This window comes from Sphingomonas panacisoli (assembly GCF_007859635.1).
GTDB classification, from domain to species: Bacteria; Pseudomonadota; Alphaproteobacteria; order Sphingomonadales; family Sphingomonadaceae; genus Sphingomonas; species Sphingomonas panacisoli.
On sequence record NZ_CP042306.1, the window covers coordinates 531329 to 557834 of the forward strand.

Here is a 26506-nt window from a genome sequence, read left to right on the forward strand (position 1 = left end):
GAAACGACGCGCCCTTCGCTTGCGTTCCGTGAGTAGGCTAGATCCCGCCCTTGAAGGCGTCGGAGATGCTGCACGATGCCGGACCCAGGATGACGATGAACAGGGTCGGCAGGATGAACAGAATCAGCGGAATGGTCATGATCGCGGGCAGACGCGCGGCCTTTTCCTCGGCGCGCATCATGCGCTCGTTGCGGAATTCGGCCGACAGCACGCGGAGCGCCGAGGCGAGCGGCGTACCATATTTCTCGGTCTGGATCATCGTCGTGACGACGCCCTTCACTGCTTCGAGATCGACGCGGGTCGCGAGGTTCTCGAACGCCTGGCGACGGTCCGACAAGAAGCCGAGTTCGATCGCGGTCAGCGCGAATTCGTCGCCGAGTTCCGGATACGCCTTGCCCAGTTCCTTCGACACGCGGTGAAACGCGACGTCGACGGTCAAGCCGGCTTCGGCGCAGATCACGAGCAGGTCGAGCGCGTCGGGCAGACCCTTGCGGATCGCGTGGCTGCGCTTGGTGATCTTGTTCTTCAGGTAGATGTCCGGACCCTTATAGGCCAGGATGAACGTACCCGCGACCAGGCCGTACGCCTTGATCGGCGACCAGTCGGAAAACATGTCGGTGCCGTAGACGAGGTACAGCATCGGCCCGCCCAGCACGATCGGCAGGACGAGGCGGCCGAAGATGACCGCGACGGCATATTCCTTCTTGCGGATACCGGCCTGGAGCAGCTTGGTCTGCGCGACCTTGAGCTGGCTGTCCTGCAGCACCTTGAGGCTCGACAGGAACGAGCGGATGCGGTCGGTCGTGTCGTTCTGGCGAACGAGCTTCGCGCGGCGCTTGCTGGTCGACGCGGTGATGCCGGCCTTCAGCTGTTCGCGACGGTCGTTGAGCGCCTTCAGGCGTTTCGCCATCGGATCGCGCGAGGTCGTCACCGCATAGATCGCGAGCAGCACCGCGAAGGCGGCTACCGCGGCCAGCATGGTGCCGACCCAGATGACGTCGACGCCGAGCAGCGTGGGGTTGTGCGGTTCCATCATCAAATCTCGAAATTGATCATCTTGGCCATGATGAAGGCGCCAAGCCCCATCCAGATCATGCCGCCGGCGCCGGCGACGATCAGCCGCTGATCGACGAAGAAGTTGCCCATGTACCCTGGGCTGATCCACATGATCAGGCCGAACACGATGAAGGGTAGCGAGCCGACGATGTAGGCCGACGCCTTCGATTCCGACGCCATCGCCTTGATCTTCAGCTTCATCTGGCTGCGCCCGCGAAGCACGGTCGCCAGGTTCGCCAGCGTTTCCGCCAGGTTACCGCCGGTCTCGCGCTGGATCGCGATCGAGATCACGAAGAACTGGAATTCGGGCGTGCCGAGCCGGTCTGCCGTATCCTGCAACGCGGCGTCCATCGTGCGGCCGATCTTCATCTTGTCGCTGACCGCGCGGAATTCCTCGCCGACGGGGCCGGGCACTTCCGCGCCGACGACCGCCATGGTTTCGGAGATCGGCAGACCCGAGCGCAGGCCGCGGACGAGCAATTCGATCGCGTCCGGGAACTTCGCGTTGAACTTGGCGATGCGCTTCTTGATGGTCCGGCCGACCCAGAAATGCGGCAAGCCCGCACCGATCACGACGGAGATCAGCAGCGACACCAGGATGGGCGCGCCGCGCAATGCTAGCAAACCGCCGACTAGGGCCATCGCCCCGACGGTCACCATGCCGTATTGGCCGACCGTCCAGCTCTTGCCGGTCATCGCCAGGCGCTTCTTGAGCAGAGCGGGACGCGGCAGCAGCCGCATCATCGCCGAGTCCATGTTGCTGTCGCGCTTGCCGGTGATGCGGCGCATCTGCGCGGCCATCGCGGCCTCGCTGGCGGCGCCGCTATGGCGTTCCTTCAGCGAGGTCAGCCGGCGCGACTGCGCCTTCTCCGCGTTGGGACCCGCGAAGGCGAAGAACACCAGGAGCAGCATGAAGCCTGCCCCTAATACGACTGAAATCAGCGGCACCAACGGCATCGCTCAGCGCTCCACAAATTCGACGCCGCTCACAACGCGAACGGCTACGATCAATCGGCCTTCGCCGCCTTCTTGCTGGGCATCAGCGACTTGAGATCCGCAAACTTGCCCATGATCGACGTCTTGCCGCCGTCTTTTTTGCCCGTCGCCTTGGTCGGCGCTTCGGTGTTGTCGCCGATCGCCATCAGGCGCGTGGCGAGATCGCCCAGCGGTGCGATGGTTTTCGACCCCTTGCCGGCTTCGGCCATCGGCTTACCCAGCTTGGCCGCCTGCGCCGCCAGCTTCTGGTCGTAAGGCACCAGGAAATCGATCTTGCGTTCGATCGAGCCTTCGAAGTCCTTGCGGGCGATTTCCAGCGTTCCCTGCGGCACGCGGTTGGCGACCACCACGACTTGCGTCTGCGGCGCGTTCGACTTGAGCCACGACAGGATGCGGATCGTGTCGCGTGCCGCCGCCAGGGTCAGCTCGGTGACGACGACCGCGGTCTGGATGTCGGTGATCAGGTGCGGATGCTGGACCAGCATCGCGCGCGGCAGATCGACGACGGTGCATTCGAACGCCGCCCGCATCTCTTCCTGCAGCTGATAGAAGGCAGAGCCATCGGTCAACATCGGCGAGTTGATCGGCGCTTCGGCGGACAGCACCGCGAGACGCTCGCTGGCCTTCACCATCGCGCGTTCGATGAACAGTCCGTCGATGCGGCTCGGGTTCTCGATCGCATCGGTCAGGCCGCGGCCCGGCTCGAGGTCGAGCGCCAGCGCGCCGGTGCCGAAATGCACGTCGAGATCGAGCAACGCGGTGGTGCGCTGGCCCTTCTCGCTCATCAGCCACGACACCGAGGTCGCGATCGTGGAGGCGCCGGCGCCGCCACGCGTGCCGATGATCGCCGTCGCGCAATGCGGGCGATCGACGCTGGCATCGGCCAGCTTCGGCGCGTTGAGGATCGCCTGCGCACTGCCGAACGCTTCGCGCAGCATGTCCGGGGTCAGCGGCTTCAGCAGGTAATCCTGGATGCCGCTCGCGGTCAGGTCACGATACAGGCGAACGTCGTTGACCTGGCCCGCCGCGATCACGACGGTGCCGGGCTCGCAGACTTCGGCCAGCGCGTTGATGTCGTTGAGCGGATCGCCGCTCTCGGACAGATCGACGAACAGCACCTGCGGACTTGCCGAGACGGACAAGGACTGGACCGCGTTGCGCAATCCGCCCTTGTTCACCTTTTCGGCCGACCAGCCCATTTCGCTGGCGATCGGACGCAGCGCTTCGGCGGTCGTTTCATCGCAGACATAGGCGACGAACGGTTCGCGATGCGCGACGCCGGCGGGTTTCCATGGAGCGTTCATGTTACTTGGATCCTCCGCCCGTCGATTCGGTCTTGATCACTGTGCCGCCCGAGCCGGTCGGCGTGGCCTTGCGATAGGTGTCGATCGCGCGACCCGATGTCTTCGTGTCGAACGTTTCGGTGCCCGGCTGGCCACGGACCAGATCGAGCGGGTCGGCAACCATCGCCGCCAGGTTCGCCTGGTTGGCGCAACCGTAGTTGGACGTCGCGCTACCTTCGAACTCGTCGGTACCGGTCCGCGTGAAATCCGGGCAACCCGGGACGCGGGCCGCCGTGCGGCTCACGACGACACGGACCATGCCGGCTGCGAGCGGCGCGCTGGTGATCGGCGCGCGGTTGTCCATCAGGATACCGTAGCGCGATGCGAGCGCCGCAACCTGACCGGATGCGGCCGAGCTGGAACGATTGGGGTCGTCGACCGCGACATGGTCGCCGTAGCGCAATCGCATCGACGACAGCCAGCCGGCGACGCGATCGGCTTCGCCGGGGCCGAGGCCGGACGGGGTCGCCTGGACGTCGAAGACATAGTCGGTGCGGCTGACGACCGGCTGATAGACGGTGTCGACGCCGCGATTGAGCGTGCCGCAGCCACCGAGCATCAGCGCGGGGGCAGACAGAGCGGCGAACAGGATCGTGCGCATGGTAATTTATCCCTCGCTGGCGTCGGTTACTGGCTAAATCCGGGCGCCGGCGAACCGTCGTCCTTCTTCGGTTTCTTGGGCAGCACGGCCTTACCTTCGTCGCGCTTGGCGTCGGGGCTCGGCATCGGTGCGTTCGGCGAGACCGGCAGCGGTGCGTTGGCGCCGACCGCCGGACCGGTGGTCGGCGTCGCCATCGTCGGCTTGGCGCGATCGCCGCCGGTCATGCCGCCGCCGAGCTTGCCCATGAACACGCGACCCAGATCGGTCGGCGCCTGATAGCCGTCGGTCGGCAGGACGATCTCGTTCGCGTTGACCGGTTTCACCAGATACGGCGTGACGACGATGATCAGTTCGGTTTCGTTGCGCTTCCAACCGGTCGAGCGGAACAACGCGCCGAGGATGGGCACGTTGCCGAGGCCCGGCGTCTTGTCGATTTGATTGTTGGTCGAATTCGAAATCAGACCGCCGATCACCATGGACTGGCCGGAGCCGAGTTCCACGGTCGTTTCCGCGCGCCGCGTGCTGAGGCCCGGAATTATCGTACCACCAAAGGTGACCGATCCGGCCGCCGTGATTTCCGATACTTCCGGCCGAACGCGCAGGCTGATGCGACCGTCCGACAAGACTGTCGGCGTGTAAGCAAGGCTGACGCCGTATTGCTTGAACTCGACCGACACTGCACCCAGACCGGTACTGAGCGGAATCGGAATCTCACCGCCCGCCAGGAACGATGCGGTCTCACCCGACAGCGCCGACAGGTTCGGCTGCGCCAACGTGACGACCTGGTTGTTGGTTTCGCCCAGATCGAGCGCCGACAGGATGTCGAGGCCGAACAGTTTGCCGGTCGCGCCAAGTGTCGAACCGTTGGCTACCTGCGTCATAGCAGTGACGCCGTTACCGTTGGTGAAGCCGACGCCTAGTCCGGCACCCGGGAGGAACCCGGGCGTCAAATTGTCGCGGCCCTGGCTGATACCGAACTTGAAGCCGCCGGTGCCGTCGAACGTCTTGATGTTCGCGCCGATATTCTTCGCAAACGTCTTCGTCACTTCGGCGATCCGGACCTGCAGGTTGACCTGCAACGGCGTCGCGGTCTTCAAGCGGCTGATCACCTTGACCTTATCGCCGACGAACGCCTGCACCATGCTTTCGGCTTCCTGCGCGTCCTGCGGACTGAGCACGGTACCGGTAAGCAGCACGACGCCGTTCATGGTGTAACTCTGCAGCTGCGCTTCCGGCATCGCCAGCTTCAGCATCTGATTGATCGAGCCGAAGTTGTTGCCGACGCGCACCGTCGCCGAGAATACCACCTGGCCGGTCTTGGTCGTGGCGGACACCGTGGTCTCGCCCGGCGCCTTGCCGAACACGTAGATCTGGGTCGGCGACCGCACCTGAATGTCGGCGATCGAGTCGTTGGCGACGAACACATCGCTGATCGGGCGCGCCAGCGTCACCAGTCGACCCTGGTTGGTATCGACTTCGACGACACGGCTGGCAGCCGATTGGGCGGGTGCGGCGGCCGGCGTCGCAGCGCCGGTGGCGGCAATCGCCAGCGCGGCGGCCATCGGCCAGCCCGCGCGGTTGAGACGGTTCAGCATCACTTCTTCCCCCCGACCGGAATCTCGGTCACATTGTTCCCGCGGGCGATGCGCACCGTGGGTCCCGTAGTCGTACCTGGATAGCCGCCGTTACCGCCGGAGCGGCCGTACGGGCTCTCGGCCTTGCCGGGCACCGTGCGGCGCTGGAAACGCGACACGTCGGCACCGGTGGCAAAGGTGGTCTTGCCGGCGCTCGGCTGGTTCGCAGCGGCATCCAGTATGGCCTTTTCGGCCTTCGGATCCTTGCCGTCGGGCACCTTCACGCTGCCGTCGGCAATTGCCGCGTCGAGCTCGCTCGCGCTGTCGGCCAGCGGACGCAGCACGATCGACAGGTCGCCCAGCGCACGCGCCACCGAAATCTTCTCCGCGATCGACGGCGTCGCCTCGATCGTCACCATCGAGATGTTCTTGACCACGGTCTTGCCCTGGTCGTCGACATCGGTGGTGGTGCGCTGGTCGGTCGCCAGCACGCGCAGGTTCTTCATGATCGTCTCGGCGACGTTCAGGGCCGGGCCATCGCCGCCGCCTGCGACCTTCTGCGTCAGCATCAGGTCGATATGGTCGCCCGGGAACACGAAGCCCGCGACTGAATTCTTGTTTTCGACCGGGAAGGTCACGGCGCGCATGCCCGGCGTTAGGGCCGCGGCGAGGAAGCCACGATCACCCGGCTTGACCAGCGCACCCTGGGTCAGCGGCTGGCCGGCGGTGATCACCGTGCGCACGACCGTGCCCTGCAGCGACTTGATGTCGAACCCGTCCTTCTTCACGAAGTACGCGCCGCCGACCATTTCGTTCGGCCAGGGCTGATATTTGAAGCTCGTGGCGTCCAGGATCGTGCCGACCGGCAGCGTCTTGGTCGCGACCAGCACTTCGGTGCCGACGATGGGCGGCGCCATCTGCGCCTGCGCTTGCGGTGCGCTCGATCCTGAGATCAGGCTGCGCGCCATGAACGCGGTAATGGCGGCGACGACGAGCGCCCCAACCAGCAAAATGATCTTCCGACTATCCATGTCGTTCTAGCCCCGTTGCCGGTCGATTGACCGGTTGACCCACCACTAATTACGCAAACTGGTTAAATATCGGTTCACTCAGGGCGACCATCGCCGCCATCGCGATCGCGACGCCGTACGGCGTCTCCACCGCGCCCGGCACCTTGCGACGCCAGTGGTCGAGCATCATGATCAGCGTGAGCACGCCGCCGATGACCGACATGACCATCAGCATGAAGAACAGCGCCTGCATCGGCAGCCAGAGCGCGAGCGCCCCGATCATCTTGACGTCGCCGCCGCCCATCCAGCCGAAATGGAACGCGCCGACGAACAGCGCGAATACGACCAGCGCGATGCCGAGCTGGATGCCGGCATCGGCCAGGCCATAGCCCTGCAAATACCACCAGGCGGGGGCCATCACCGCGATCGCGGTGTTCTTCCAATTCGCGATCTCGCGACGGCGCGCGTCCTCGATTCCCGCCGACAGCAGGATCAGAACGAGCGCTGCGACCAGCGCGTAAGACAGAAATCCCCAGCCCATTGGACCACAGACCTAGACGGCATGGCTTTCCAAAAAGTAACCAGCGGGCATGATTGCTTCAGAAAATCAGCGGCGGGCCTATCCGCCAAGGAGCGAGATCGGCACCTGGACCGCCCCCGACGGCTGGCAGCTGCGCCGGTTCGACTGGCCGGCGGCGGACACGCCGCGCGGGTCGATCCTGTTCCAGGCGGGGCGCGGCGACCTGTTCGAGAAATATCTCGAGACGTTCCACCACTGGCACGCCCAGGGCTGGTCGATCACGTCGTTCGACTGGCGGGGGCAGGGCAAATCGGGGCGCCTGTCCCACGATCCGCACGTCGGCGACATCGACAGTTTCGATACCTATCTCACCGATTTCGCGGCGTTCTGGCAGGATTGGGCGCCGACCGCGCCGGGTCCGCGTGTGCTGATCGCGCATTCGATGGGCGGGCACCTGATCGGCCGCGCGCTCGATCAGGGACTGGCCGATCCCATGGCAGCGGTGCTGGTCGCGCCGATGATGGGCGTCCACGCGCCAATCAGCGCCGGATTCGGCGAATGGCTCGCCAACTTCATGATGAAGCTCGGCAACCCGCAACGCCGCGCGTGGAAGGGTAATGAGCGGCCGGCGACGATGGGCAGCCGCCAGTCGCTGCTGACCCATGACGACGATCGCTATGCCGATGAGCCGGCCTGGTGGGACAAGGACCCAGGTCTCCGCCTCGGTCCGCCGAGCTGGCGCTGGGTAGTGCGCGCGTTCGAATCGACTCGGACGTTGCGCGACAGCCCGCGGCTGCAGGCGATGAAGGTCCCCGTGCTGATGCTGGTCGCCGATGCCGACAAATTGGTCCGGGCGAAAGATGCGCTGGCGGTGGCCGCGAGCCTGCCCGACTGCCGCGTCGTCCGTTTCGGGTCGGAGTCGGCGCACGAAATCCTGCGCGAGGTCGACGCGGTCCGCGATCGCGCGCTAAGCGAGATCGACACCTTCCTGTCAGAACGAGCCGCACAATGAGTTTCGATATCGCCATCATCGGCGCCGGGATCGCCGGCGCTGCACTCGCTGCGGAGGTCGCGCCGCATGCCAGCGTGCTGATTCTCGAGGCGGAGGACGTCGCGGGCTATCACGCGACAGGGCGCTCGGCGGCATTCTGGGAAGAGACCTATGGCGGCCCCGGCGTCCAGCCGCTGACGGCTGCATCGCGCGACTTGTTCGATGCCGGCGGGTTCCTGCAGCCGCTGGGTTCGCTGCACATCGGGCGCGAGGAAGAGCGCGGCAAGATCGAGGGGATGCTCGCGCAGTTTGCGGGTACCGGCGTCGATCTCTCGCTGGTCGACCCGCGCGAGCGCATCGCAGGGCTGCGGCCGGAGTGGAACCTGGCGGTGTGGGAGCCGAGCTGCGCGTATATCGATGTCGCCGGACTGCACGCAGCCGCTTTGTCGCGCGCGAAGAAGGCGGGCGCGGAATTGGTGCTCGACGCGGGGCTGACGGCCGCGGCTCGGGCCGACGGCGTGTGGCGGCTCGAGACGAAGGCGGGGTCGTACGAGGCGAAGGTATTGGTCAATGCGGCCGGCGCGTGGGTCGATGAGGTCGCCCGCATGGCCGGGGTCGCGCCGATCGGGATCAGCCCGTTCCGCCGCACGCTCGTCCAGCTGCGCGTCGATCCGCCGGTTCCCGACGACGCGCCGCACGTCGCGCATATCGGCGGCGAATTCTACTTCAAGCCCGAGTCGGGCGGTCGGCTGTGGCTCAGCCCGCACGACGAAATCCCGAGCGCCCCCGGCGACGTCCAGCCCGAGGAGCTCGACATCGCGATAGCGATCGACCGGCTCGAACATGCGGTCGATTGGCGGATCGAGCGCGTCGAACGCAGCTGGGCCGGTCTGCGCAGCTTCGCGCCCGATCGGTTGCCGGTCTACGGCTTCGACAACGGCGTCCCGGCCTTCTTCTGGTGCGCGGGACAGGGCGGGTTCGGCATCCAGACTGCGCCGGCGGCGTCGCTGGTGGCGGCGTCGCTGCTGCTCGGCACCGCGCCCGATCCGCTGGTCGCCGATATCGACCGTGACCGCTATTCGCCGGCAAGGTTCCGCTAGCGTACCGACCGGCGCGACGCTAATCTGGATCAGTCACCAACCCGGAGAGGTCCCATGGCGCACAAGTTCGTGATCGAGCAGAACAAGGCCGGTGAGTATGTCGCCAAGTTCAAGTACAACAGCGAGCTCGTGTGGTGGACCGAAGGGTACAAGTCCAAGGCGTCGGCGCAGAACGCGATCGATTCGATTCTGAAGAACGGTCCCGGCGCGCCGCAGGAGGGCTGAGCTCTTAGCCCCGGCGCGCGGCGTCCGCCGCGTCGCTCGCCAGCCGGTCCGCCCGCTCGTTGTCGGGGTGGCCGGCATGGCCCTTCACCCATACCCATTCGACGCGATGCGGCGCGGCGGCGTCGATCAGCGCCTGCCACAGTTCGGCATTCTTGACCGGCTTCTTGTCGGACGTGCGCCAGCCATTCTTGCGCCAGCCGTGGATCCACTTGGTCAGGCCATCCATCACGTAGCGGCTGTCGGTCGATAGCGTCACGCGGCACGGCCGCTTGAGCGCGTTCAGCCCCTCGATCGCGGCCTGCAACTCCATGCGATTGTTGGTCGTCAGCTTCTCGCCGCCCGACAATTCCTTCTCGCGCGTGCCCATCCGGATCAGCACGCCCCAGCCGCCCGGCCCGGGATTGCCCTTGCACGCGCCGTCCGTGGCGATTTCGACGTGACTGAGTTCGGTCATGCGAAAGTCTTGAGCTGGCCGGCGAGGTTGGGGTCGTATGCCTTTAGTCGGCGCCAGAAGGCGAGCGGGTCCTTGCGCGTGACAAGGGCATCGGCCGGCGTGTTGAGCCAGTCCCATGCCCTAGACAAGGTGAAGCGTACGCAAGCACCGACGGCGAGGTCGCTGAAATGATAATTGAAGTGATAGGGTTCGGCGTCGAGGTCGAAATGCTGCCGATAGCCGTCCAGCAAGGCGTCGCCGATTTCGATGAAGTGCTGCGCCCCGGTGATGTCGAAACTCCAGGCCGCGTGCGTGACGGCAAGGTCATACAGCCGGAAGTCCGTGCAGGCGAAGTAGAAGTCGATCAGCCCGGTGACACGATCCCCGAGCATCAACAAATTGTCGGGAAACAGGTCGGCGTGGATCGCACATCGATCGATGTCGGTAGGCCAAGTCGCCCCGATATCGTGCAGCACGAAGCGCATGTCGTCGTAGAGACCGGGCGCGATGTCGTTCAAGTCGTTGCCGCATCGGTCGAGCAACGGCCGCCAGCTATCGAACCCCATCGAATTTTCGCGATGCAGCGGGAAGTCCGCTGCCGCAACGTGCAGACGGCCCAGCGCCTCGCCTGCGGCACGTGCTTGCGCGACGGTCGGATGCGACAACGAAACGCCCGGCAGGAACGCGATCAGGCAGGCAGGTCGTTCTTCCAGTTCCTGGATTTCGACGCCGTTGCGGTCCTTGATCGCCGGTGGCACGGGCAGGCCCTTGGCGGCCAGATGGTCGAGCAGCGCCATGAAATAGGGGAGGTCGTCCGCCTCCACGCGCTTCTCGTAGAGTGTCAGGAAATAACGACCCTTGGTCGTATCGACCATATAGTTCGAATTCTCGACGCCCTCGGCGATGCCCTTGGCGGACACCAGGTCGCCGACGTCGTAGCGCGTCAGGAATTCCCCCAGCGCCTCGGCCGAAACGTGCGTGTAGACGGCCAATCAGGCCGCCTCTTCCAGTCCCCGCGGAAGCTTGAACGCGATGCTTTCGCGAGTCGTTTCTTCCTCACGCTCGGTCACGTCGAAGCGTTCGGACAGGCGATCGACCAGTTCGCGCACCAGCATCTCCGGTGCCGATGCTCCGGCGGTGATGCCGAGCGTGCCGACGCCGTCGAGGAATGCCCAATCGAGATCGGCCGCGCGCTGGATCAGCATGGCCGGAATGCCTTGCCGCTCGGCGACTTCGACCAGCCGCACCGAGTTGGACGAATTGGGCGCGCCGATCACCAGCACCGCGTCGCACGACGCCGCGATCGCCTTGACGGCGGCCTGGCGGTTCGAGGTGGCGTAGCAGATATCCTCGCCGCGCGGCGCCTGGATCGCGGGGAACTTGGCATGCAGCGCAGCGACGACTTCCGCCGTGTCGTCCACCGACAGCGTGGTCTGCGTCAGGAAGGAAAGATTGTTCGGATCGGCCGGCGCAAACGTGCCGACGTCGGCGACGGTCTCGATCAGCGTCATCGACCCCTCGGGTACCTGCCCAAACGTGCCGATCACCTCGGGATGTCCGGCATGGCCGATGAACACGATATGCTTGCCCGCCGCGACCAGCCGTTCGGCCTGGCGATGGACCTTGCTGACCAGCGGACACGTCGCGTCGAGATAGGACAGGCCGCGCTCGGCCGCCTTGGCCGGCACCGCCTTGGGCACGCCGTGCGCGCTGAACACCACCGGCACGCCGTCGGGAACCTGGTCGAGATCTTCGACGAAGATTGCCCCCTGGGCCTTCAACGTATCGACGACGAACTTGTTGTGGACGATTTCGTGCCGGACATAGACCGGCGCGCCGTATTTCTCGATCGCGAGTTCGACGATGCGGATCGCGCGATCGACGCCGGCGCAGAAGCCGCGCGGCGCGGCGATCAGCAATTCGAGGGCGGGTTTGGGGGCACAAGCCATGCCCGCGCCTCTACGCGATTGCTTGCGTGAGGCAAAGACGGTTCCTATGGATGGCGCCGCTCGTCAGCGTATCGAAAAGGTTCTCTCGCCCGTGTCATCCCGCATTCTTGCCGCCCCGATCGCTCTCGCGCTGGTCCTGGGCGGTTGCGCCAGCAAGGGCGACCTTGATCTTTCGGAAGCGGGCGCGGGCGTCACCGCGGTACGCACCACCTGCCCGACCGTCGGCGTGCCGGCGGGGACCGGCGATGTCACCGTGTTCGATCCGGCGACCAGCCGCGATGCGACCGCGATCGACGTCGTCGCGGTGATGACCGACGTGCGATCGACGTGCGGCGATTCGGGCGACAATGTCGTGACCGACGTGACGTTCCAGGTGCTCGCGCGCCGCGCCCGCGCCGACGGGCCGCGGGACGTGACTTTGCCCTATTTCATCACCGTGGTGCAAGGCGGCAGCGCCGTCGTCGCCAAACGGATCGGCCGTGTCGTGGTCCATTTCGACGCCGGCCAGACGCGTGCCAGCGTCAACGGATCGGCCCGCGCCAGCGTCGTCCGCGCCGCCGCGACCCTGTCCGACGACGTCAAGCGTCGCATCACGCAGAAGCGCAAGAGTGGCAGCGAGGCCGCCGCGGTCGATCCGCTATCTGCACCCGACGTCCGCGCCGCGGTACTGCGCGCGACGTTCGAGGCTTTGGTCGGGTTCCAGCTCACCGACGACCAGCTGAAATACAACGCGACGCGCTAAGCCGCGTTGACTCCTCTTCGGGCGCACGCCACAGCGCAGACCAGTCGCTGACGAAGCGGGAGAGAGCGGGTTTCACCCGTCGCCGAAGGAGCAACCGCCCCGGAAACTCTCAGGCAAAAGGACCGCCTTTCGTCGATAGCGACGCTCTGGAAAGAGCCCGGTTCGCCCGGGCCGCCGAAGGGGTAAGCCGGTAGCTTCGCGCGACCGGTGAAAGCTCTCAGGTTCCGTGACAGAGGGGGCGGCGGATATTCGGTCCATCCGGGCCGTTGTCGCGCCGTCATCTGTTGTGGAGACTGTTTGTGAGCGACATCGACCTTGCCAACGATTACGTCGAAGTTGAGCTCGAGCACCTGCCGCTCGACGCGTGGCACCGCGCGCGCGGCGGCCGCATGGTGCCGTTCGCGGGCTATCACATGCCGGTCCAGTACGAAGGCATCATGGCCGAGCATCTGTGGGTGCGCGAATCGGCGGGCTTGTTCGACGTCAGCCACATGGGACAGGTGCATCTGAGCGGCGAAGGACTCGACGAGGCGCTCGAACAGCTGATCCCGGCGGACGTGAAGGGTGTGAAGCTCAACGGCCAGAAATATTCGCTGCTGCTCGCCGATAATGGCGGCATCCTCGACGATCTGATGTTCACGCGCTGGGACGACGGCCTGTACATGGTCGTCAACGGCGCGGTGAAGTATGACGATATCGGGCATATGCGCGACGAATTGCCCGACGCGATCACGCTCAACCACATGGACGAGCAGGCGTTGTTGGCGCTGCAAGGACCCAAGGCGGTCGACGCGCTGAGCCGGATCGTGCCCGGCGTCGAAGCTTTGGTGTTCATGACCGGCGGCCATTTCGAGTGGAACGGCACGAAGCTGTGGATCAGCCGCTCGGGCTATACCGGCGAGGATGGGTTCGAGATTTCGGTGCCGGGCGACAAGGCGGAGGCGCTGGCCGATGCCCTGTGTGTCGAGCCCGAAGTGAAGCCGATCGGTCTGGGCGCGCGCGATTCGCTGCGGCTGGAGGCCGATTTGCCGCTCTACGGCCACGATCTCGATCCCGAGATCACGCCGATCATGGCGGCGCTCAACTTCGCCGTCGCCAGCAAGCGCCGCCGCGAGGAAGCCAATTTCCCCGGCGCGACCCGCATCCTGATGGAGCGCGAGCAAGGCGCCGTGTCGAAGCGCGTCGGCCTGCTGGTCGAGGGCCGCCAGCCGGTCCGCGAAGGCGCCGCAGTGCTCGATGTCGAAGGCACCGAGGTCGGCAAGGTCACCTCGGGCGGTTTCGCCCCCACGCTCGGCGCGCCGATCGCGATGGCCTACGTCCCCGCCGCGATGGCCGAGGTCGGCACCAGGATCCAGATCACCCAGCGCGGCAAGGTCCACGAAGCGACCGTCGCCGCGATGCCGTTCGTCCCCCACCGCTATGTCAGAGGAGCGAAGTAAGATGCGCTATTTCACCGAAGATCACGAATGGGTCGATGTCGACGGCGATGTCGGCACGGTCGGCATCACCGACTACGCGCAGGGCCAACTCGGCGACATCGTGTTCGTCGACGTGCCCGAAGAGGGCAAGGAAGTGTCCAAGGGCGACGAGGCCGCGGTGGTCGAGTCGGTCAAGGCGGCGTCGGATGTGTATTCGCCGGTCAGCGGCACGGTGATCGAGGGCAATGCCGACCTCGCCGACAATCCGGGCCTGGTGAACGAGGACGCCGACGGCGAAGGCTGGTTCTTCAAGCTGACCTTGAGCGACCCCGACGAGCTGAGCGACTTGATGGACGAAGCCAAATACGAGGCGTTCGTCGCGAAGTTGTGATTTCGGGCGTCGCCCCGGCGGAGGCCGGGGCCGCTTCGTGAGGGAGCATCGCCCAGCCATCTAGCGGCCCCGGCCTCCGCCGGGGCGACGGGAATTCGACTTGCGCTACCTGCCCCTGACCCAGCCCGACCGCGAGGCGATGCTTTCCGTCATCGGCGCGTCCTCGATCGACGACCTGTTCGTCGATGTCCCTGCCGAGGCGCGGCTTGACGGGCCGATCCGCGACTTGCCGATGCACGCGAGCGAGCTGGCGGTGGAGCGCCACATGACAGCGCTGGCGCGCAAGAACTTGTCGGCGGGCGAGGCGCCGTTCTTCCTCGGTTGCGGGGCGTATCGGCACCACGTGCCGGCCTCGGTCGATCACCTGATCCAGCGCGGAGAGTTCCTGACCGCCTACACGCCCTACCAGCCCGAAATCGCGCAGGGCACGCTGCAGATGCTGTTCGAGTTCCAGACGCAAGTCGCGCGGCTGCTCGGCACCGATGTCGCGAACGCCAGCATGTACGACGGATCGACCGCGTGCTGGGAAGCGATCGGCATGGCGCGGCGCATCACCAAGCGGGCCAAGGCGGTCCTGTCGGGCGGGCTGCATCCGCATTACGTGTCGGTCGCGAAGACGATGGCGAAGTATACTGGCGACAGCCTCGATACGTCGCCGCCTGTCCTGACCGCCGACACCGACATCGACGCGCTAATCGCGAGCATCGACGACGACACGTCGTGTGTCGTCGTGCAATACCCCGACATTCTCGGCCGCGTCGCCGATCTCCAGCCGCTCGCCGATGCCTGCCACGCGAAGAAGGCGCTGCTGATCGCGGTCGTCACCGAGCCGGTCGCGCTGGGCGCACTCAAGTCGCCGGGCGAAATGGACGCTGATATCGTCGTCGGCGAGGGTCAGTCGATCGGCGTCGGGCTGCAGTTCGGCGGGCCCTATGTCGGCCTGATGGGCTGCAAGGACAAATACATCCGCCAGATGCCCGGCCGCTTCTGCGGCGAGACGGTCGATGCTGAAGGAAAGCGCGGCTTCGTGCTGACGCTATCGACCCGCGAGCAGCATATCCGGCGCGAGAAGGCGACCTCGAACATTTGCACCAACTCCGGGCTATGTGCGCTGGCGTTCTCGATCCATATGACATTGCTCGGCGAAGCTGGACTGCGCGCGCTGGCGGCGACCAATCATGCGCAGGCTGTGAGCGCGGCCGAGCGGCTGGCGCAGGTGCCGGGCGTCGAACTGGTCAACGACTCGTTCTTCAACGAATTCACGCTGAAACTGTCGCAGGAAGCGCGGCCGGTCGTCCGTGCGCTCGCCGACAAGGGAATCCTCGCGGGCGTGTCGCTCGGGCGGCTCTATCCGGGGGAGGATGCGCTGGCGAACGGCCTCGTCGTCGCGGTCACCGAAACCACCACGCAGGAGGATGTCGAAACGCTTGCTTCCGCGCTGCAGGAGGCGCTGGCATGAGCATCAACCAGAGCGGCTGGCGCCCCGAAATGACGCCCGAGCGGCGTAGCGACAATGCCACCTTCACCGGCAACCGCGCATTGATGCTGGAAGAGCCGCTGATCTTCGAGATCGGCGCGACCGACACGACCGGCGTCGAGGTCGCGGAGCCCATGAAGGTCGCATCGAAGCTCGGTAACCTCGCGCGCTCCGCACCGATCGGCTTACCTGGCCTGTCCGAGCCCGAAACGGTCCGCCACTACACCCGCCTGTCGCGTCAAAATTATGCGATCGACCTCGGGCTGTTCCCACTCGGCTCGTGCACGATGAAGCACAATCCGCGGCTCAACGAGAAGATGGCGCGCCTCCCCGGGTTCGCTGACATCCACCCGTTGCAGCCGGTCGATACGGTGCAGGGCGCGCTCGGCGTCATCAACGAACTCGCGGTGTGGCTGATCAAGCTGACCGGAATGCACGGCGTCGCGATGACGCCCAAGGCCGGCGCGCATGGCGAACTGTGCGGCATCCTGTGCATCAAGGCCGCGCTGGAGGCGAAGGGCGAGGGGCACCGCAAGGTCATCCTGGTCCCGGAAAGCGCGCACGGTACCAACCCGGCCACCGCGGCGTTTGCGGGCTATTCGGTCGAGGATATCCCCGCGACCGCCGAAGGGCGCGTCGATCTTGCAGCCCTCAAGGCTCGGCTCGGCCCCGATGTCGCCGGGGTGATGATCACCAACCCCAACACCTGCGGGCTGTTCGAGCGCGACATGAAGGCGATTTCCGACGCGGTCCATGCGGCGGGCGGCTACGTCTATTGCGACGGCGCGAACTTCAACGCGATCGTCGGGCGCGTGCGCCCGGGCGACCTCGGCGTCGATGCGATGCATATCAATTTGCACAAGACCTTCTCGACCCCGCATGGCGGCGGCGGGCCGGGCTCGGGGCCGGTGGTGCTGTCGGAGGCGCTGTCGCCTTACGGCCCGTTGCCCTTCACCGAACGCCACGGCGATGGCCACATAACTTTGGTTGAAGAGGAAACGGTTGGCGATCGCCATCCCGACAGCTTCGGCCGGATGTGCGCGTTCCACGGCCAGATGGGCATGTTCACCCGCGCGCTGACCTACATCCTCAGCCACGGCGCCGACGGTCTGCGCCAGGTCGCCGAGGATTCGGTGCTCAACGCCAACTACATCCTGCGCAGCCTGGAAAACACGCTCAACGCGCCGTTCGCCGACAGCGGTCCGTGCATGCATGAGGCGATCTTCTCGGACGACGGCCTGCCCGACGGCTTCTCGACGATCGACATCGCCAAGGGGCTGATCGACGAAGGCTATCACCCGATGACGATGTACTTCCCGCTCGTCGTCCATGGCGCGATGCTGGTCGAACCGACCGAGACCGAATCGAAGGCGGCGCTCGACCAGTTCATCGGTGCGCTGCGCTCGGTGGCCGAACGGGCAAAGGCTGGCGACGAGGCTCTGAAATCCGCCCCGCACTTCGCGCCCCGCCGCCGCCTCGACGAGACGCTCGCTGCAAGGAAGCCCGTGCTGGTGTGGAAGGATCCCGCCTTGGCCGAGGCGGCGGAATAACGGGTGGTCAGGCGGTTCAGCCGACCGGGATCGTTCAATATCTGATCCCGATCGCGGTGTTCGTCGTGATCTTCGCGTTGCGCGCGCGGCGGATGTCGCAGATGCGGCCGCTCAAGCTCGAACGGCTGTGGGTGGTCCCGGCGATCTATCTAGCCATCGTCGTTGCCAATTTCGTCGCCAAGCCACCGACACCGACGGCGTGGATCGCCTCCGCTGTCGCGTTGCTGGTCGGCGCGGCGCTCGGCTGGCAGCGTGGGCGGATGATGCAGATCCACGTCGATCCCGACACCCATGCGCTCAACCAGAAGGGTTCGCCTTGGGCCATCCTATTCCTGATGGCGATCGTGCTGGTAAAGATGGTGGTGCAGGGCGAGGGCCGCGCGCTGGGCTTCGACGTGATGCTGGTGACCGACGCGGCGCTGGCGTTCGCGCTCGGCATGTTCGCGACGACGCGGATCGAGATGTATCTGCGCGCCAAGCGGCTGCTCGACGCAGCGCGTGCTACGCGCTGATCGCCTGAACGGCTTCCTGCTGGCGGCGGACATGTTCGCGCCAGACGATGTACAGCCCGCTCGCGATGATCACCGGGGCGCCGACCCAGGTCCATGGGGTCGGCAACATGTCGAACAATAGCCAGCCGTAGAGCGTCGCCCAGATCAGGCTCGAATAATCCATCGGCATAACCGCGGAGACGGGCGCGTAGCGCAACGCGGCCGTGAACGCGATCTGGCCGAGCCCGCCGAACAGCCCCATCAGCGCCAGGATCGCGAACGTCCTCACGTCGTGGCCATGCGCGAAGAAGGGATATAACAGCCCGAGCGGGACCATCGACAGCGTCGAGAACCAGAACACCGTCGTCACCGGCCGGTCGATCTTGCCGATCTGGCGCAACTGGATGGCGACGATCGCGACGAAGACCGACGATGTCAGCCCGACCGCGGCGCCCGCCAGCGGGAAATGGCCGCTCCCCGGCTGCGTCACGATCAAGACGCCGACGAACCCCGCGACCACCGCGCCCCAGCGATGCCAGCCGGTCGGTTCCTTGAGCACCAAGGCACCCAGGATCGTCGCGAAGATCGGCACGGTGAAGGCGAGCGTCGTCGCCTCTGCGAGCGGCAGCAGCAGCACCGCGCCGAAGTTGAATGCCATGCCGGTTACGCCGATCGCGGCGCGGATCACTTGCCCGCGAAACGCGTTCGATCGGATCGCGCCGAGCCCGCGATCGGTCAGTGCCATGTAGCCGAGCACGACCGGGATCGCCGCGCCCTGCCGCCAGAACATGATCTCGACCAGTCCGGCGCCGCGCGCTTCGGCGAGTTTGATCAGCGCCGACAGCGTCGCCAGCAGCAGCACCGCGAGCAGTCGCATCGCGATACCGAACATGATTCTGTCGCCGGTGTCGGCCGTTTCCCCCATCGCCCCGCCATGCGCTCCCCGGCTCAAGGGAACAAGTCCGGGGTGACGGATCGCCTCCGGCAGACTAAGCGCACCAGCATGATCAAGCATGCCCTACCCGTCACGCGCGCCGAGGATTTCGCGCAATGGTACCAAACCGTGATTGCAGAGGCCGATATGGCCGAGGAATCCGGGGTGCGCGGATGCATGGTCATCCGGCCATGGGGCTATGGCATCTGGGAACGGATGCAGCGGCTGCTCGACGACAAGATCAAGGCGACTGGCCACGAGAATTGCTATTTCCCGCTGTTCATCCCGCTCTCCTATTTCGAGAAGGAAGCGGAGCATGTCGAAGGCTTTGCCAAGGAAATGGCGGTCGTCACGCACCACCGCCTGATTCCCGACGGCAAGGGCAAATTGATTCCCGATCCTGCGGCAAAGCTGGAGGAGCCGCTGGTCGTGCGGCCGACGTCCGAAACCGTGATCGGCACGGCATTCTCGCGCTGGGTGCAGTCGTGGCGCGACTTGCCTGTCCTCATCAACCAATGGGCGAACGTCGTGCGCTGGGAGATGCGCACGCGGATGTTCCTGCGCACGGCGGAGTTCCTCTGGCAGGAGGGCCATACCGCGCATGCGACCGAAGCCGAGGCGCGCGAAGAGACGCTCAAGATGCTCGAAGTCTATCGCAGCTTTGCGGAAGACTGTGTCGCGCTCCCCGTCGTTGCGGGCGAGAAGCCCGAGAACGAGCGGTTTCCGGGCGCGGTCGAGACCTGGTCGATCGAGGCGATGATGCAGGACGGCAAGGCGCTCCAGGCGGGCACCTCACACTTCCTCGGCACCAATTTCGCGCATGCCCAGGACATCAAGTTCCAGAATTCGGAAGGCCAGCTCGAGTTCGCGAACACGACGAGCTGGGGCGTGTCGACGCGGATGATCGGCGGGCTGATCATGGTCCATGGCGACGACGATGGTCTCCGCGTGCCGCCGCGGCTGGCGCCGTGGCAGATCGTGATCGTGCCGATGCTGCGCGACAATGACGAGGACGCCGCGCTGATCGAATACTGCAAGGGGCTGCAGGGCGAACTCGCGGCGTTGTCCGCGTGCGGCGAGCCGGTGCGTGCGCTGCTCGACCTCAAGGCGGTCAAGTCGACCAACAAGCGTTGGGGCTGGGTGAAGAAGGGCGCGCCGATCGTGATCGAGGTCGGCGGGCGCGACATGGCGGGCGGCAATGTCAGCGTGATCCGCCGCGACCGGCTGTATCGCGAGGACGGCAAGCTCGACAGCGCGGTGGTCGCGAAGGGCGATTTCGTCGGCGCCGCGACGGCGATGCTGGAGGAAATCCAGAAAGGCCTGTTCGTGAGTGCCAAAGCGAGGCTCGACGGCAGCATCGCGCGCGACGTCACCGACATGGCGGGGCTGCAGGCCTTCTTCGCAGATGGCGTGAAGAACCCCGGCTGGGTCGAGGCCGGTTGGTCGAGACCGACCGGCGCGGCGCTCGGCAAGGTCGTCGAAACGCTCAAGTCGATGAAGCTGACGTTGCGCAACGTGCCGCAGGATGCCGCGGCGGCAACCGGAGCCTGCCTCTTCACCGGCGAGCCCGCGGTCGAACGCGTGCTGATCGCGCGGGCATACTGACATGATCTGGTTCGGTGGACAGAAGCCCGACATTGCGTGGATGACGAGTTTCGGCGCGAAGACGATGCCCGGGCTGCTCGGGATCGAGTTCGTCGATGCTGGTGACGATTGGGTATCGGCACGAATGCCCGTCGATCACCGCACGCACCAGCCGTTCGGGCGGTTGCACGGCGGCGCATCGGTCGCGTTGGCCGAAACGGTCGCGTCGGTTGCCGGCGCGATGACGCTCGATCCGACGAAGCAGGTCACGGTGGGCCTGGAAATCAACGCCAACCATATCCGCCCGGCGATGTCCGGCTGGGTCACCGCGACCGCCAAAGCCGAATCGATCGGCCGCACGACGCAGATCTGGACGATCCGCATCACTAACGGAGAGGGCAAGCTCGTCTGCCTGTCGCGGATCACGCTGGCGGTCATCGCCACCGCCTGATGTTGCCGATCCACGGCAGCCTGAACACGGTGCGCGAGAATTTCGCGCGGCAGTTCGTGCCCGATCGCGACGGTTACGTATATCGGCGGCGCCAGCGCGGCGAGGCGTTTCGTGTGACCGCGGCGGAGCGGGACCGGTTCGTCGCCGACTTCGATCGCGGCGTCGGTCGATTGTTCTGGGGCGGCCTCGTCACGCTGATCGCGGTCATGGCGGTGTTCGAAATCTGGCCCACGATCCTGCCGCCGGACTGGCAGGCGCGGCACGAAGTGATCGTCGCGGTCGGTGCCAGCATCGCTTTCCTGATAATCTGGTGGCGATTGTCGAGCGCGCCCGATCGCGCATTGGAGCGGCGCGTGCCGATGGCTGGAGCGCTCGATGCGGCGGCGCGGCGTCGGGTCAACTTTGCCGGGTTGCCATGGGCGGTGCTGATCTTCGGTGCAGTGCTGACGCTGGGTATGATCGCGCAGGCCTTCGATCAGCCCGGCCCAACGGATTGGACCTACGTCGTCGGGGGCGCGATTGGCTTTGCGTTCTTCGTCCTACTCGGCGCGATCAAATGGCGGATCACGCGATCCTGAGCGTCAGCGCGCGCATCATTGCGCGTTCGATCTGTTCGTCGAAGCGGCAGCCCACCATGCCGTCGAGGCACCACACGACCGTCGCCGCCACCGGCATGCGTCCGTCGAAGCGCAGCCACAGCCGTTCGCCCTGATCGGCCTCGATACCGGCGGCGAGGCGGCAGCCATAAGTGGAGAGATCGTGGAGCAGCGCATCGACCGGCGTCTTGCCGTGCCGCCGCACGCTGGCGCGCGTGATCGACAGCCGAAGCCGCGGCTCGTCGCGCTGTTCGAGCGATGCCGGTTCGACCCGGCGGTATTGCGAATACTTCGTTGCCACGAGCGGCCCCCGGTATGCCCCGGCCAGAGCCTGTCCCAATCAGGTTAACAAATCGTTAACGCCTGACTTTAGTATTTGGCACCGACATGCGTTTCGCCGCGGGCTTCGGCGAGTTTCGCCTGGCGGTGGCGCTCGGCATAGCCGGCGCGGGCATCGTCGTCGCGCGTGCCATGGCAGGCGGGGCAGCTGACGCCCTCTTCGTATAACGGCGACGCGCGATCGGTGGGGCTGACCGGCATGCGGCACCCGCGACAGAGTGCGTGGGTGCCGGGTACGAGGCCGTGGCCGACTGCAACCCGTTCGTCGAACACGAAGCATTCGCCGTGCCAGCGGCTTTCCGCTTCGGGCACGTCTTCGAGATATTTCAGGATGCCGCCCTGGAGATGGTGGACCTCCTCGATCCCTTCGGCCTTGAGCAACGCCGTCGCTTTCTCGCAGCGGATGCCGCCGGTACAGAACATCGCGACCCGCTCCGCGCCAGCGATTTCGTCGCGATGCGCGCGGAACCAGGCGGGGAAATCGCTGAAGCTCGCGGTGTGCGGATCGACCGCGCCGTCGAAGCTGCCGACGCGGACTTCGTAATCGTTGCGCGTGTCGATGACGATCGTACCGGGCTGCTCGATCAGCGCGTTCCAGTCGGCCGGCGCGACATAGGTGCCGACCCCGGCGTGCGGATCGACCGCTTCGCCCATCGTGACGATCTCGCGCTTGAGCCGGACCTTGAGCCGGTGGAACGGCATCGTATCCGCGGTCGAGAATTTGACCTCCAGCTCGGCGCAGTCGGGCAGCGTGCGAATGTGTGAGAGGACGCGGTCGATGCCCGCGGACGGCCCGGCGATCGTGCCGTTAATTCCTTCGGTAGCGAGCAGGAGCGTACCCTTGACACCCTCGACCGCGCACAGGTCGAGCAACGGCTCCCGCAATGCGGCGGGATCGGGGAAGGAGGCGAACCGGTAAAGCGCGGCAACCTGGATCACTGCAGCGCTGCCCACGCCTTCTCGAACGCAGCGCGTTGATCGGCGGTCAGGTGCAGCCCGACCTTGCTGCGCCGGTCGAGCGCGTCGGCGGCGGTGCGCGCCCATTCCTTGTCGCGCATCCAACGCGCTTCGATCTCGGTCAGCCCGCCGCCTAGGTCGGCGCCCATGCCGGCTTCGTCGCTCACGTTTTCCAGCATCTCGCCGAGCATTGTACCGTACGCATGCGTCATACGTGCCGAGCGGTCGTCACCGAGGAAAGGCCAAGTCGCACGGACCTTTGCCAGGTACGTGTCGAAGTCGTCGATCGCCCCACCCGGGAACACCCGCGCGCGCGTCACCGGATGCGCGTCGATCCCGAGCGGGTGGGCGAGCTTGCCCATCGCTTCCTCTGCCAGATGGCGCCCGGTCGTGATCTTGCCGCCGAACACGCTGAGCAGAGGCGGCCCATTCGTGTCGAGTTCGAGCACATAGTCGCGCGTCACCGCCTTCGCCTCGCTCGCGCCGTCGTCGTAGAGCGGGCGGACACCCGACCAGCTGTGCGTCACGTCGGCGGGGCCGATCTGTCGTACGAAGTGATGGTTCGCGCCCTCGCACAGATAGGCGATCTCGTCGGCGGAGATGACCGCGTCCTCGGGCTTGTCGACCGGGATATCGGTGGTGCCGATCTCGGTCCCGCCCTGCCACGGGATCGCGAAGATGATGCGGCGGTCGGGGAGTTGCAGGATGTAGGCGTGGTCGCCCTCGTAGAGCTTGGGCACGACGATATGACTGCCCTTGACGAGCCGGACGTTCGCCGCGCCCGGGATGCCGATTTTGTCGAGCATCAGATGGACCCAAGGCCCTGCGGCGTTGACCAAGCCGCGCGCCTCAACCTCGCGCCCGTCGGACAGGGTTGCGCGCCAGACGCCGCCATCGCGCCGCGCAGTCTCCAGTGCCACGCCGACGCAAATCTCCGCGCCATTTGCCGCCGCGTCGACCGCGTTGAGCAGGGTCAGCCGCGAATCGTCGACCTGGGCGTCCGAATAGACGAACCCGCTGTCGCCGCCCTTCAGCGGGGCGATGTAGTCCGTGTCCGATCTGCGCAGGCCGCGCGAGCGCGGGAGCGACATCTTCCCGCCGAGGAAATCGTAGAGATAGAGCCCGATCCGCACCATCCACCACGGCCGTACCGCATTCTCCTGCGGTAGCACGAAGCGCAGCGGCCGGATGATGTGCGGCGCGGAATGAACCAACCGCTCACGCTCGCGCAACGCTTCCGCGACCAGGCGGAAGTCGTAATATTCGAGGTACCGCAAGCCTCCGTGGATCAGCTTGGTCGAGGCGGACGAGGTGTGCGCGGCCAGATCGTCGCGTTCGACCAGCAGCACTTTTTGGCCGAGCAACGACGCCTCGCGCGCGATCGCACAGCCGTTGATGCCGCCGCCAATGATCAGAAGGTCGTAGGTCACCGGCTGCTCCTAGCGTCAAACGGGCGGAGCGCCTATCGTCGTGTCAGATGCCCAAACCCAAGCGACAGCCCGGCCTTCCGTCCCGCCAGCAGATCATCGATTTCATCACCTCGTCATCGACCCCGGCGGGCAAGCGCGAGATCGCCAAGGCGTTCGGGCTGACCGCGCAGGAAAAGATCGCGTTGAAGGCGCTGCTCAAGGACATGGCCGATGAGGGGCTGATCGATTCCGCGCCCGGCCGCGCGTTCCACAAGATGGGCGGGCTGCCCAAGGTGACGGTGCTGCGGATCACCGATGTCGATGACGGCGGCAATGTCTGGGCGGTGCCTGAGCGGTGGGACGCGGATGCCGCGCCGATGCCCAAGCTGCGCGTGCGCGAGCGGGGGAAGCGGTCTGCGCTAGGCGTCGGCGACCGCATTTTGGCGCGCACCGAGGAGGCCGGGAAGGGCTGGATCGCGCACCCGATGAAGCAGCTCGCCAAGGGCGACGAACTGATGCTCGGGGTGCTGCGCAAGGAAGCCAACGGCCTGTGGCTGGAAGGCGTCGAGAAACGCGAGCGGCGACAATATCCGGTTAGCGATGCGGGCGATGCCGAGCCCGGTGACCTGGTGCTGGCGGAAAAGGCTGGGCGTCCGCCGCGCATCACCGCGCGCGTGACCGAGCGGCTGGGCGATCCGTTCGCGCCGCGCAGCTTCTCGCTGATCGCGATCCACGAGCATGGCATCCCGGACACTTTCGCCGACGAAGCGCTCGACGAGGCGGAGAGAGTGGCGAAGCAGCCGCTGGGCGAGGGACGCGAAGACCTGACGCACCTGCCCATCGTCGCGATCGACCCTGCCGACGCGCGCGACCACGACGATGCGGTCTGGGCGGTGCCCGACGACGATCCTGGCAATGCGGGCGGGTGGAAAGCGGTGGTCGCGATCGCCGACGTGTCGTTCTATGTCCGCCCCGGCTCGGCGATCGACCGCGAGGCGCGGCGGCGCGGAAATTCGGTCTATTTCCCCGACCGCGTCGTGCCGATGCTGCCCGAAATCCTGTCGGCGGAGGTGTGCAGCCTCAAGACCGGCGAGGACCGCGCGGCGCTCGCATGCCACTTGCAGATCGGAAAGGACGGCCAGCTCAAGGGCTGGCGCTTCACCCGCGCCGTGGTGCGGATCGCGGCGAATATCGCCTATGAGGATGCGCAGGCCGCGATCGACGCCTCAACGTCACCCCAGCGAAAGCTGGGGTCTCATGAAATTGGCGGGGACAAAGTCGCACCAGATCCCAGCTTTCGCTGGGATGACGGATTGATAGAAACGGCGCTGAAGCCGCTCTGGGCGTGCTGGCACGCGCTCGCCAAGGCGCGTGATGCGCGCGAACCGCTCGACCTCGACCTCCCCGAACGCCGCGTCGTACTCGACGAGAAGGGACGGATCATGTCGGTCGCGGCACGCGAGCGGCTCGACGCGCACCGGCTGATCGAGGACTATATGATCGCCGCCAACGTCGCCGCGGCCAAGGCGCTCGAGGCGAAGAAGGCGCCGGTCATGTATCGCGTCCACGAGCCGCCCGCGCGCGAGAAGTTGGTCGGGCTGAAGGATTATCTCGAAACCTACGGCGTCAAGTTGGCGCTGGGGCAGGTGATCCGCCCGGCGACGTTCAACCATATCCTCGATTGGGTCGGCGACGTGGATTTTCGCCCGCAGGTCATGGAGCAAATCCTGCGTAGCCAGACCCAGGCCTATTACGCGCCGGCCAATCACGGCCATTTCGGGCTTGCGCTGGGCAGCTACGCGCACTTCACATCGCCGATCCGGCGCTATGCCGATCTTCTCGTGCACCGTTCGCTGGTTACCGCCTATGGGCTCGGCCCCGGCGGGCTGACGCCCGACGAGGCGGCGGGGATGGAGCGGATCGGCGAGGCGATCAGCCGGCTCGAACGCCGCGCGATGGAGGCGGAGCGCGATACGATCGACCGCTATGTCGCCGCCTATCTGGCGGAGCGCGTCGGCGAGCTGGTCGAGGTGCGGATCACCGGCGTCACCAATTTCGGGTTTTTCGCGACGGTCGATGGGATCGGCGGCGACGGGCTGATGCCGGTGCGGGACTTGGGCGGCGAATATTTCCGCTATGACGAGACGGCGAAGAAACTGGTCGGCGAGCAATCGGGTGACGAGTTTACGATCGGCCAGCGGCTGAGGCTACGACTCGCGGAGTCTAACCCGGTATCGGGCGCGTTGCGCTTCGAGCTGCCAGAAGGAAAAGGCGCGGCGCCGGGCAGCCGGCCACCGCGCGTCTTGAAACGGCGCGGCCGACCGGCCAACATCCGCCATCAGGGCAAGCGACGGAAATAGGGGGATAAG

The 26506-nt window shown here is 66.0% G+C and carries 27 protein-coding genes and 2 riboswitches; of the genes, 13 read left to right on the forward strand and 14 right to left on the reverse strand.

Going from position 1 to position 26506, the window contains the following annotated elements; genetic code table 11:
• Positions 1-37: 37 nt before the first annotated feature.
• From FPZ24_RS02655 to FPZ24_RS02685, 7 genes are read right to left on the reverse strand one after another with little or no spacing between them, the layout of a single operon-like run.
• Complete coding sequence (locus tag FPZ24_RS02655; protein ID WP_146574108.1) at positions 38-1033, reverse strand: type II secretion system F family protein; 996 nt, start codon at positions 1031-1033, stop codon at positions 38-40.
• A 2-nt stretch (positions 1034-1035) separates the two neighbouring features.
• The gene (locus FPZ24_RS02660) at positions 1036-2013 is read right to left on the reverse strand and encodes a type II secretion system F family protein (RefSeq protein WP_146569592.1); all 978 of its coding nucleotides are present in this window, start codon (positions 2011-2013) and stop codon (positions 1036-1038) included.
• Between the two features lie 50 nt (positions 2014-2063).
• The gene (locus FPZ24_RS02665) at positions 2064-3356 is read right to left on the reverse strand and encodes a CpaE/TadZ family protein (protein ID WP_146569593.1); all 1293 of its coding nucleotides are present in this window, start codon (positions 3354-3356) and stop codon (positions 2064-2066) included.
• Between the two features lies 1 nt (position 3357).
• Positions 3358-3996, reverse strand: a complete 639-nt coding sequence (locus tag FPZ24_RS02670; RefSeq protein ID WP_146569594.1) for a CpaD family pilus assembly protein — start codon at positions 3994-3996, stop codon at positions 3358-3360.
• 26 nt (positions 3997-4022) lie between these two features.
• Positions 4023-5591, reverse strand: coding sequence for a type II and III secretion system protein family protein (locus tag FPZ24_RS02675; protein ID WP_146569595.1), 1569 nt, complete (start codon positions 5589-5591; stop codon positions 4023-4025).
• Positions 5591-6601: a Flp pilus assembly protein CpaB gene (cpaB, locus tag FPZ24_RS02680; protein ID WP_146569596.1), complete on the reverse strand. Its 1011-nt coding sequence runs from the start codon at positions 6599-6601 to the stop codon at positions 5591-5593. Before cpaB ends, FPZ24_RS02675 begins: the two co-directional genes overlap by 1 nt.
• A gap of 49 nt (positions 6602-6650) precedes the next feature.
• Complete coding sequence (locus tag FPZ24_RS02685) at positions 6651-7121, reverse strand: A24 family peptidase (RefSeq protein WP_186728999.1); 471 nt, start codon at positions 7119-7121, stop codon at positions 6651-6653.
• A 49-nt stretch (positions 7122-7170) separates the two neighbouring features.
• Between FPZ24_RS02685 and FPZ24_RS02690 the strand changes: the two genes are divergently transcribed.
• From FPZ24_RS02690 to FPZ24_RS02700, 3 genes are read left to right on the forward strand one after another with little or no spacing between them, the layout of a single operon-like run.
• Entirely contained in the window at positions 7171-8112 is a 942-nt protein-coding gene (locus FPZ24_RS02690) for an alpha/beta fold hydrolase (protein ID WP_146569597.1), read from the forward strand.
• A complete protein-coding gene (locus FPZ24_RS02695) occupies positions 8109-9191 on the forward strand; it encodes an NAD(P)/FAD-dependent oxidoreductase (RefSeq protein ID WP_146569598.1) in 1083 nt (360 codons plus the stop codon). The genes FPZ24_RS02690 and FPZ24_RS02695 overlap by 4 nt, the downstream gene beginning before the upstream one ends.
• A 54-nt stretch (positions 9192-9245) precedes the next feature.
• Positions 9246-9416 carry a YegP family protein gene (locus tag FPZ24_RS02700; RefSeq protein ID WP_146569599.1) on the forward strand — a complete coding sequence of 57 codons (171 nt, stop codon included), beginning with the start codon at positions 9246-9248 and terminating at the stop codon, positions 9414-9416.
• A gap of 4 nt (positions 9417-9420) precedes the next feature.
• Here FPZ24_RS02700 and rnhA read toward each other — a convergent pair whose 3' ends face one another.
• The 3 genes from rnhA to ispH are packed head-to-tail and all read right to left on the reverse strand — an operon-like array spanning position 9421 to position 11798.
• Positions 9421-9870, reverse strand: a complete 450-nt coding sequence (rnhA, locus tag FPZ24_RS02705; protein ID WP_146569600.1) for a ribonuclease HI — start codon at positions 9868-9870, stop codon at positions 9421-9423.
• Complete coding sequence (gene thrB / locus FPZ24_RS02710) at positions 9867-10841, reverse strand: homoserine kinase (protein ID WP_146569601.1); 975 nt, start codon at positions 10839-10841, stop codon at positions 9867-9869. The genes rnhA and thrB overlap by 4 nt, the downstream gene beginning before the upstream one ends.
• Positions 10842-11798, reverse strand: coding sequence for a 4-hydroxy-3-methylbut-2-enyl diphosphate reductase (gene ispH / locus FPZ24_RS02715; RefSeq protein WP_146569602.1), 957 nt, complete (start codon positions 11796-11798; stop codon positions 10842-10844).
• Between the two features lie 46 nt (positions 11799-11844).
• Between ispH and FPZ24_RS02720 the strand changes: the two genes are divergently transcribed.
• The 6 genes from FPZ24_RS02720 (at position 11845) to FPZ24_RS02745 (ending at position 17888) form a co-directional block, all read left to right on the forward strand.
• Positions 11845-12540 carry a hypothetical protein gene (locus FPZ24_RS02720; protein ID WP_240047582.1) on the forward strand — a complete coding sequence of 232 codons (696 nt, stop codon included), beginning with the start codon at positions 11845-11847 and terminating at the stop codon, positions 12538-12540.
• 46 nt (positions 12541-12586) lie between these two features.
• Positions 12587-12675: riboswitch (glycine riboswitch) on the forward strand.
• Between the two features lies 1 nt (position 12676).
• Positions 12677-12783, forward strand: a riboswitch (glycine riboswitch).
• 56 nt (positions 12784-12839) lie between these two features.
• Complete coding sequence (gcvT, locus tag FPZ24_RS02725; protein ID WP_146569603.1) at positions 12840-13979, forward strand: glycine cleavage system aminomethyltransferase GcvT; 1140 nt, start codon at positions 12840-12842, stop codon at positions 13977-13979.
• Between the two features lies 1 nt (position 13980).
• Positions 13981-14349 carry a glycine cleavage system protein GcvH gene (gene gcvH / locus FPZ24_RS02730; protein ID WP_146569604.1) on the forward strand — a complete coding sequence of 123 codons (369 nt, stop codon included), beginning with the start codon at positions 13981-13983 and terminating at the stop codon, positions 14347-14349.
• A gap of 100 nt (positions 14350-14449) precedes the next feature.
• Entirely contained in the window at positions 14450-15808 is a 1359-nt protein-coding gene (gene gcvPA, locus FPZ24_RS02735; protein ID WP_146569605.1) for an aminomethyl-transferring glycine dehydrogenase subunit GcvPA, read from the forward strand.
• Positions 15805-17376, forward strand: a complete 1572-nt coding sequence (gene gcvPB, locus FPZ24_RS02740; protein WP_146569606.1) for an aminomethyl-transferring glycine dehydrogenase subunit GcvPB — start codon at positions 15805-15807, stop codon at positions 17374-17376. Before gcvPA ends, gcvPB begins: the two co-directional genes overlap by 4 nt.
• Complete coding sequence (locus tag FPZ24_RS02745; RefSeq protein ID WP_240047583.1) at positions 17340-17888, forward strand: CcdC protein domain-containing protein; 549 nt, start codon at positions 17340-17342, stop codon at positions 17886-17888. Before gcvPB ends, FPZ24_RS02745 begins: the two co-directional genes overlap by 37 nt.
• Here FPZ24_RS02745 and FPZ24_RS02750 read toward each other — a convergent pair.
• A complete protein-coding gene (locus FPZ24_RS02750; RefSeq protein WP_146574116.1) occupies positions 17878-18792 on the reverse strand; it encodes a DMT family transporter in 915 nt (304 codons plus the stop codon). The genes FPZ24_RS02745 and FPZ24_RS02750 overlap by 11 nt on opposite strands.
• Before the next feature lie 78 nt (positions 18793-18870).
• Here FPZ24_RS02750 and FPZ24_RS02755 point away from each other — a divergent pair, with 78 nt between their 5' ends.
• The 3 genes from FPZ24_RS02755 to FPZ24_RS02765 are packed head-to-tail and all read left to right on the forward strand — an operon-like array spanning position 18871 to position 21414.
• Entirely contained in the window at positions 18871-20406 is a 1536-nt protein-coding gene (locus FPZ24_RS02755; RefSeq protein WP_146569607.1) for an aminoacyl--tRNA ligase-related protein, read from the forward strand.
• A 1-nt stretch (position 20407) separates the two neighbouring features.
• Positions 20408-20836 carry a hotdog fold thioesterase gene (locus FPZ24_RS02760; RefSeq protein ID WP_146569608.1) on the forward strand — a complete coding sequence of 143 codons (429 nt, stop codon included), beginning with the start codon at positions 20408-20410 and terminating at the stop codon, positions 20834-20836.
• Complete coding sequence (locus tag FPZ24_RS02765; protein WP_146569609.1) at positions 20836-21414, forward strand: hypothetical protein; 579 nt, start codon at positions 20836-20838, stop codon at positions 21412-21414. Before FPZ24_RS02760 ends, FPZ24_RS02765 begins: the two co-directional genes overlap by 1 nt.
• Here the strand turns inward: FPZ24_RS02765 and FPZ24_RS02770 are convergent.
• The 3 genes from FPZ24_RS02770 to glpD form a co-directional block, all read right to left on the reverse strand.
• Positions 21401-21733, reverse strand: a complete 333-nt coding sequence (locus FPZ24_RS02770; protein WP_186729001.1) for a PilZ domain-containing protein — start codon at positions 21731-21733, stop codon at positions 21401-21403. The two genes, FPZ24_RS02765 and FPZ24_RS02770, sit on opposite strands and share 14 nt — an antisense overlap.
• Before the next feature lie 68 nt (positions 21734-21801).
• The gene (gene trhO / locus FPZ24_RS02775; protein WP_146574118.1) at positions 21802-22710 is read right to left on the reverse strand and encodes an oxygen-dependent tRNA uridine(34) hydroxylase TrhO; all 909 of its coding nucleotides are present in this window, start codon (positions 22708-22710) and stop codon (positions 21802-21804) included.
• The gene (glpD, locus tag FPZ24_RS02780; protein ID WP_146569611.1) at positions 22707-24158 is read right to left on the reverse strand and encodes a glycerol-3-phosphate dehydrogenase; all 1452 of its coding nucleotides are present in this window, start codon (positions 24156-24158) and stop codon (positions 22707-22709) included. The genes trhO and glpD overlap by 4 nt, the downstream gene beginning before the upstream one ends.
• Before the next feature lie 47 nt (positions 24159-24205).
• Between glpD and FPZ24_RS02785 the strand changes: the two genes are divergently transcribed.
• The gene (locus FPZ24_RS02785; protein WP_146569612.1) at positions 24206-26497 is read left to right on the forward strand and encodes a ribonuclease R family protein; all 2292 of its coding nucleotides are present in this window, start codon (positions 24206-24208) and stop codon (positions 26495-26497) included.
• Positions 26498-26506: the final 9 nt, after the last annotated feature.

Coding starts and splice junctions, on each gene's coding strand:
- FPZ24_RS02750 (WP_146574116.1), bottom strand. CDS start 18,792: ATGGGGGAAACGGCCGACACCGGCGACAGAATCATGTTCGGTATCGCG.
- cpaB (WP_146569596.1), bottom strand. CDS start 6,601: ATGGATAGTCGGAAGATCATTTTGCTGGTTGGGGCGCTCGTCGTCGCC.
- ispH (WP_146569602.1), bottom strand. CDS start 11,798: ATGGCTTGTGCCCCCAAACCCGCCCTCGAATTGCTGATCGCCGCGCCG.
- FPZ24_RS02685 (WP_186728999.1), bottom strand. CDS start 7,121: ATGGGCTGGGGATTTCTGTCTTACGCGCTGGTCGCAGCGCTCGTTCTG.
- FPZ24_RS02720 (WP_240047582.1), top strand. CDS start 11,845: ATGGATGGCGCCGCTCGTCAGCGTATCGAAAAGGTTCTCTCGCCCGTG.
- FPZ24_RS02655 (WP_146574108.1), bottom strand. CDS start 1,033: ATGGAACCGCACAACCCCACGCTGCTCGGCGTCGACGTCATCTGGGTC.
- FPZ24_RS02785 (WP_146569612.1), top strand. CDS start 24,206: ATGCCCAAACCCAAGCGACAGCCCGGCCTTCCGTCCCGCCAGCAGATC.
- gcvH (WP_146569604.1), top strand. CDS start 13,981: ATGCGCTATTTCACCGAAGATCACGAATGGGTCGATGTCGACGGCGAT.
- FPZ24_RS02690 (WP_146569597.1), top strand. CDS start 7,171: ATGATTGCTTCAGAAAATCAGCGGCGGGCCTATCCGCCAAGGAGCGAG.
- FPZ24_RS02660 (WP_146569592.1), bottom strand. CDS start 2,013: ATGCCGTTGGTGCCGCTGATTTCAGTCGTATTAGGGGCAGGCTTCATG.
- FPZ24_RS02755 (WP_146569607.1), top strand. CDS start 18,871: ATGATCAAGCATGCCCTACCCGTCACGCGCGCCGAGGATTTCGCGCAA.
- gcvPB (WP_146569606.1), top strand. CDS start 15,805: ATGAGCATCAACCAGAGCGGCTGGCGCCCCGAAATGACGCCCGAGCGG.
- FPZ24_RS02695 (WP_146569598.1), top strand. CDS start 8,109: ATGAGTTTCGATATCGCCATCATCGGCGCCGGGATCGCCGGCGCTGCA.
- FPZ24_RS02670 (WP_146569594.1), bottom strand. CDS start 3,996: ATGCGCACGATCCTGTTCGCCGCTCTGTCTGCCCCCGCGCTGATGCTC.
- FPZ24_RS02760 (WP_146569608.1), top strand. CDS start 20,408: ATGATCTGGTTCGGTGGACAGAAGCCCGACATTGCGTGGATGACGAGT.
- FPZ24_RS02765 (WP_146569609.1), top strand. CDS start 20,836: ATGTTGCCGATCCACGGCAGCCTGAACACGGTGCGCGAGAATTTCGCG.
- FPZ24_RS02665 (WP_146569593.1), bottom strand. CDS start 3,356: ATGAACGCTCCATGGAAACCCGCCGGCGTCGCGCATCGCGAACCGTTC.
- FPZ24_RS02700 (WP_146569599.1), top strand. CDS start 9,246: ATGGCGCACAAGTTCGTGATCGAGCAGAACAAGGCCGGTGAGTATGTC.
- rnhA (WP_146569600.1), bottom strand. CDS start 9,870: ATGACCGAACTCAGTCACGTCGAAATCGCCACGGACGGCGCGTGCAAG.
- FPZ24_RS02675 (WP_146569595.1), bottom strand. CDS start 5,591: ATGCTGAACCGTCTCAACCGCGCGGGCTGGCCGATGGCCGCCGCGCTG.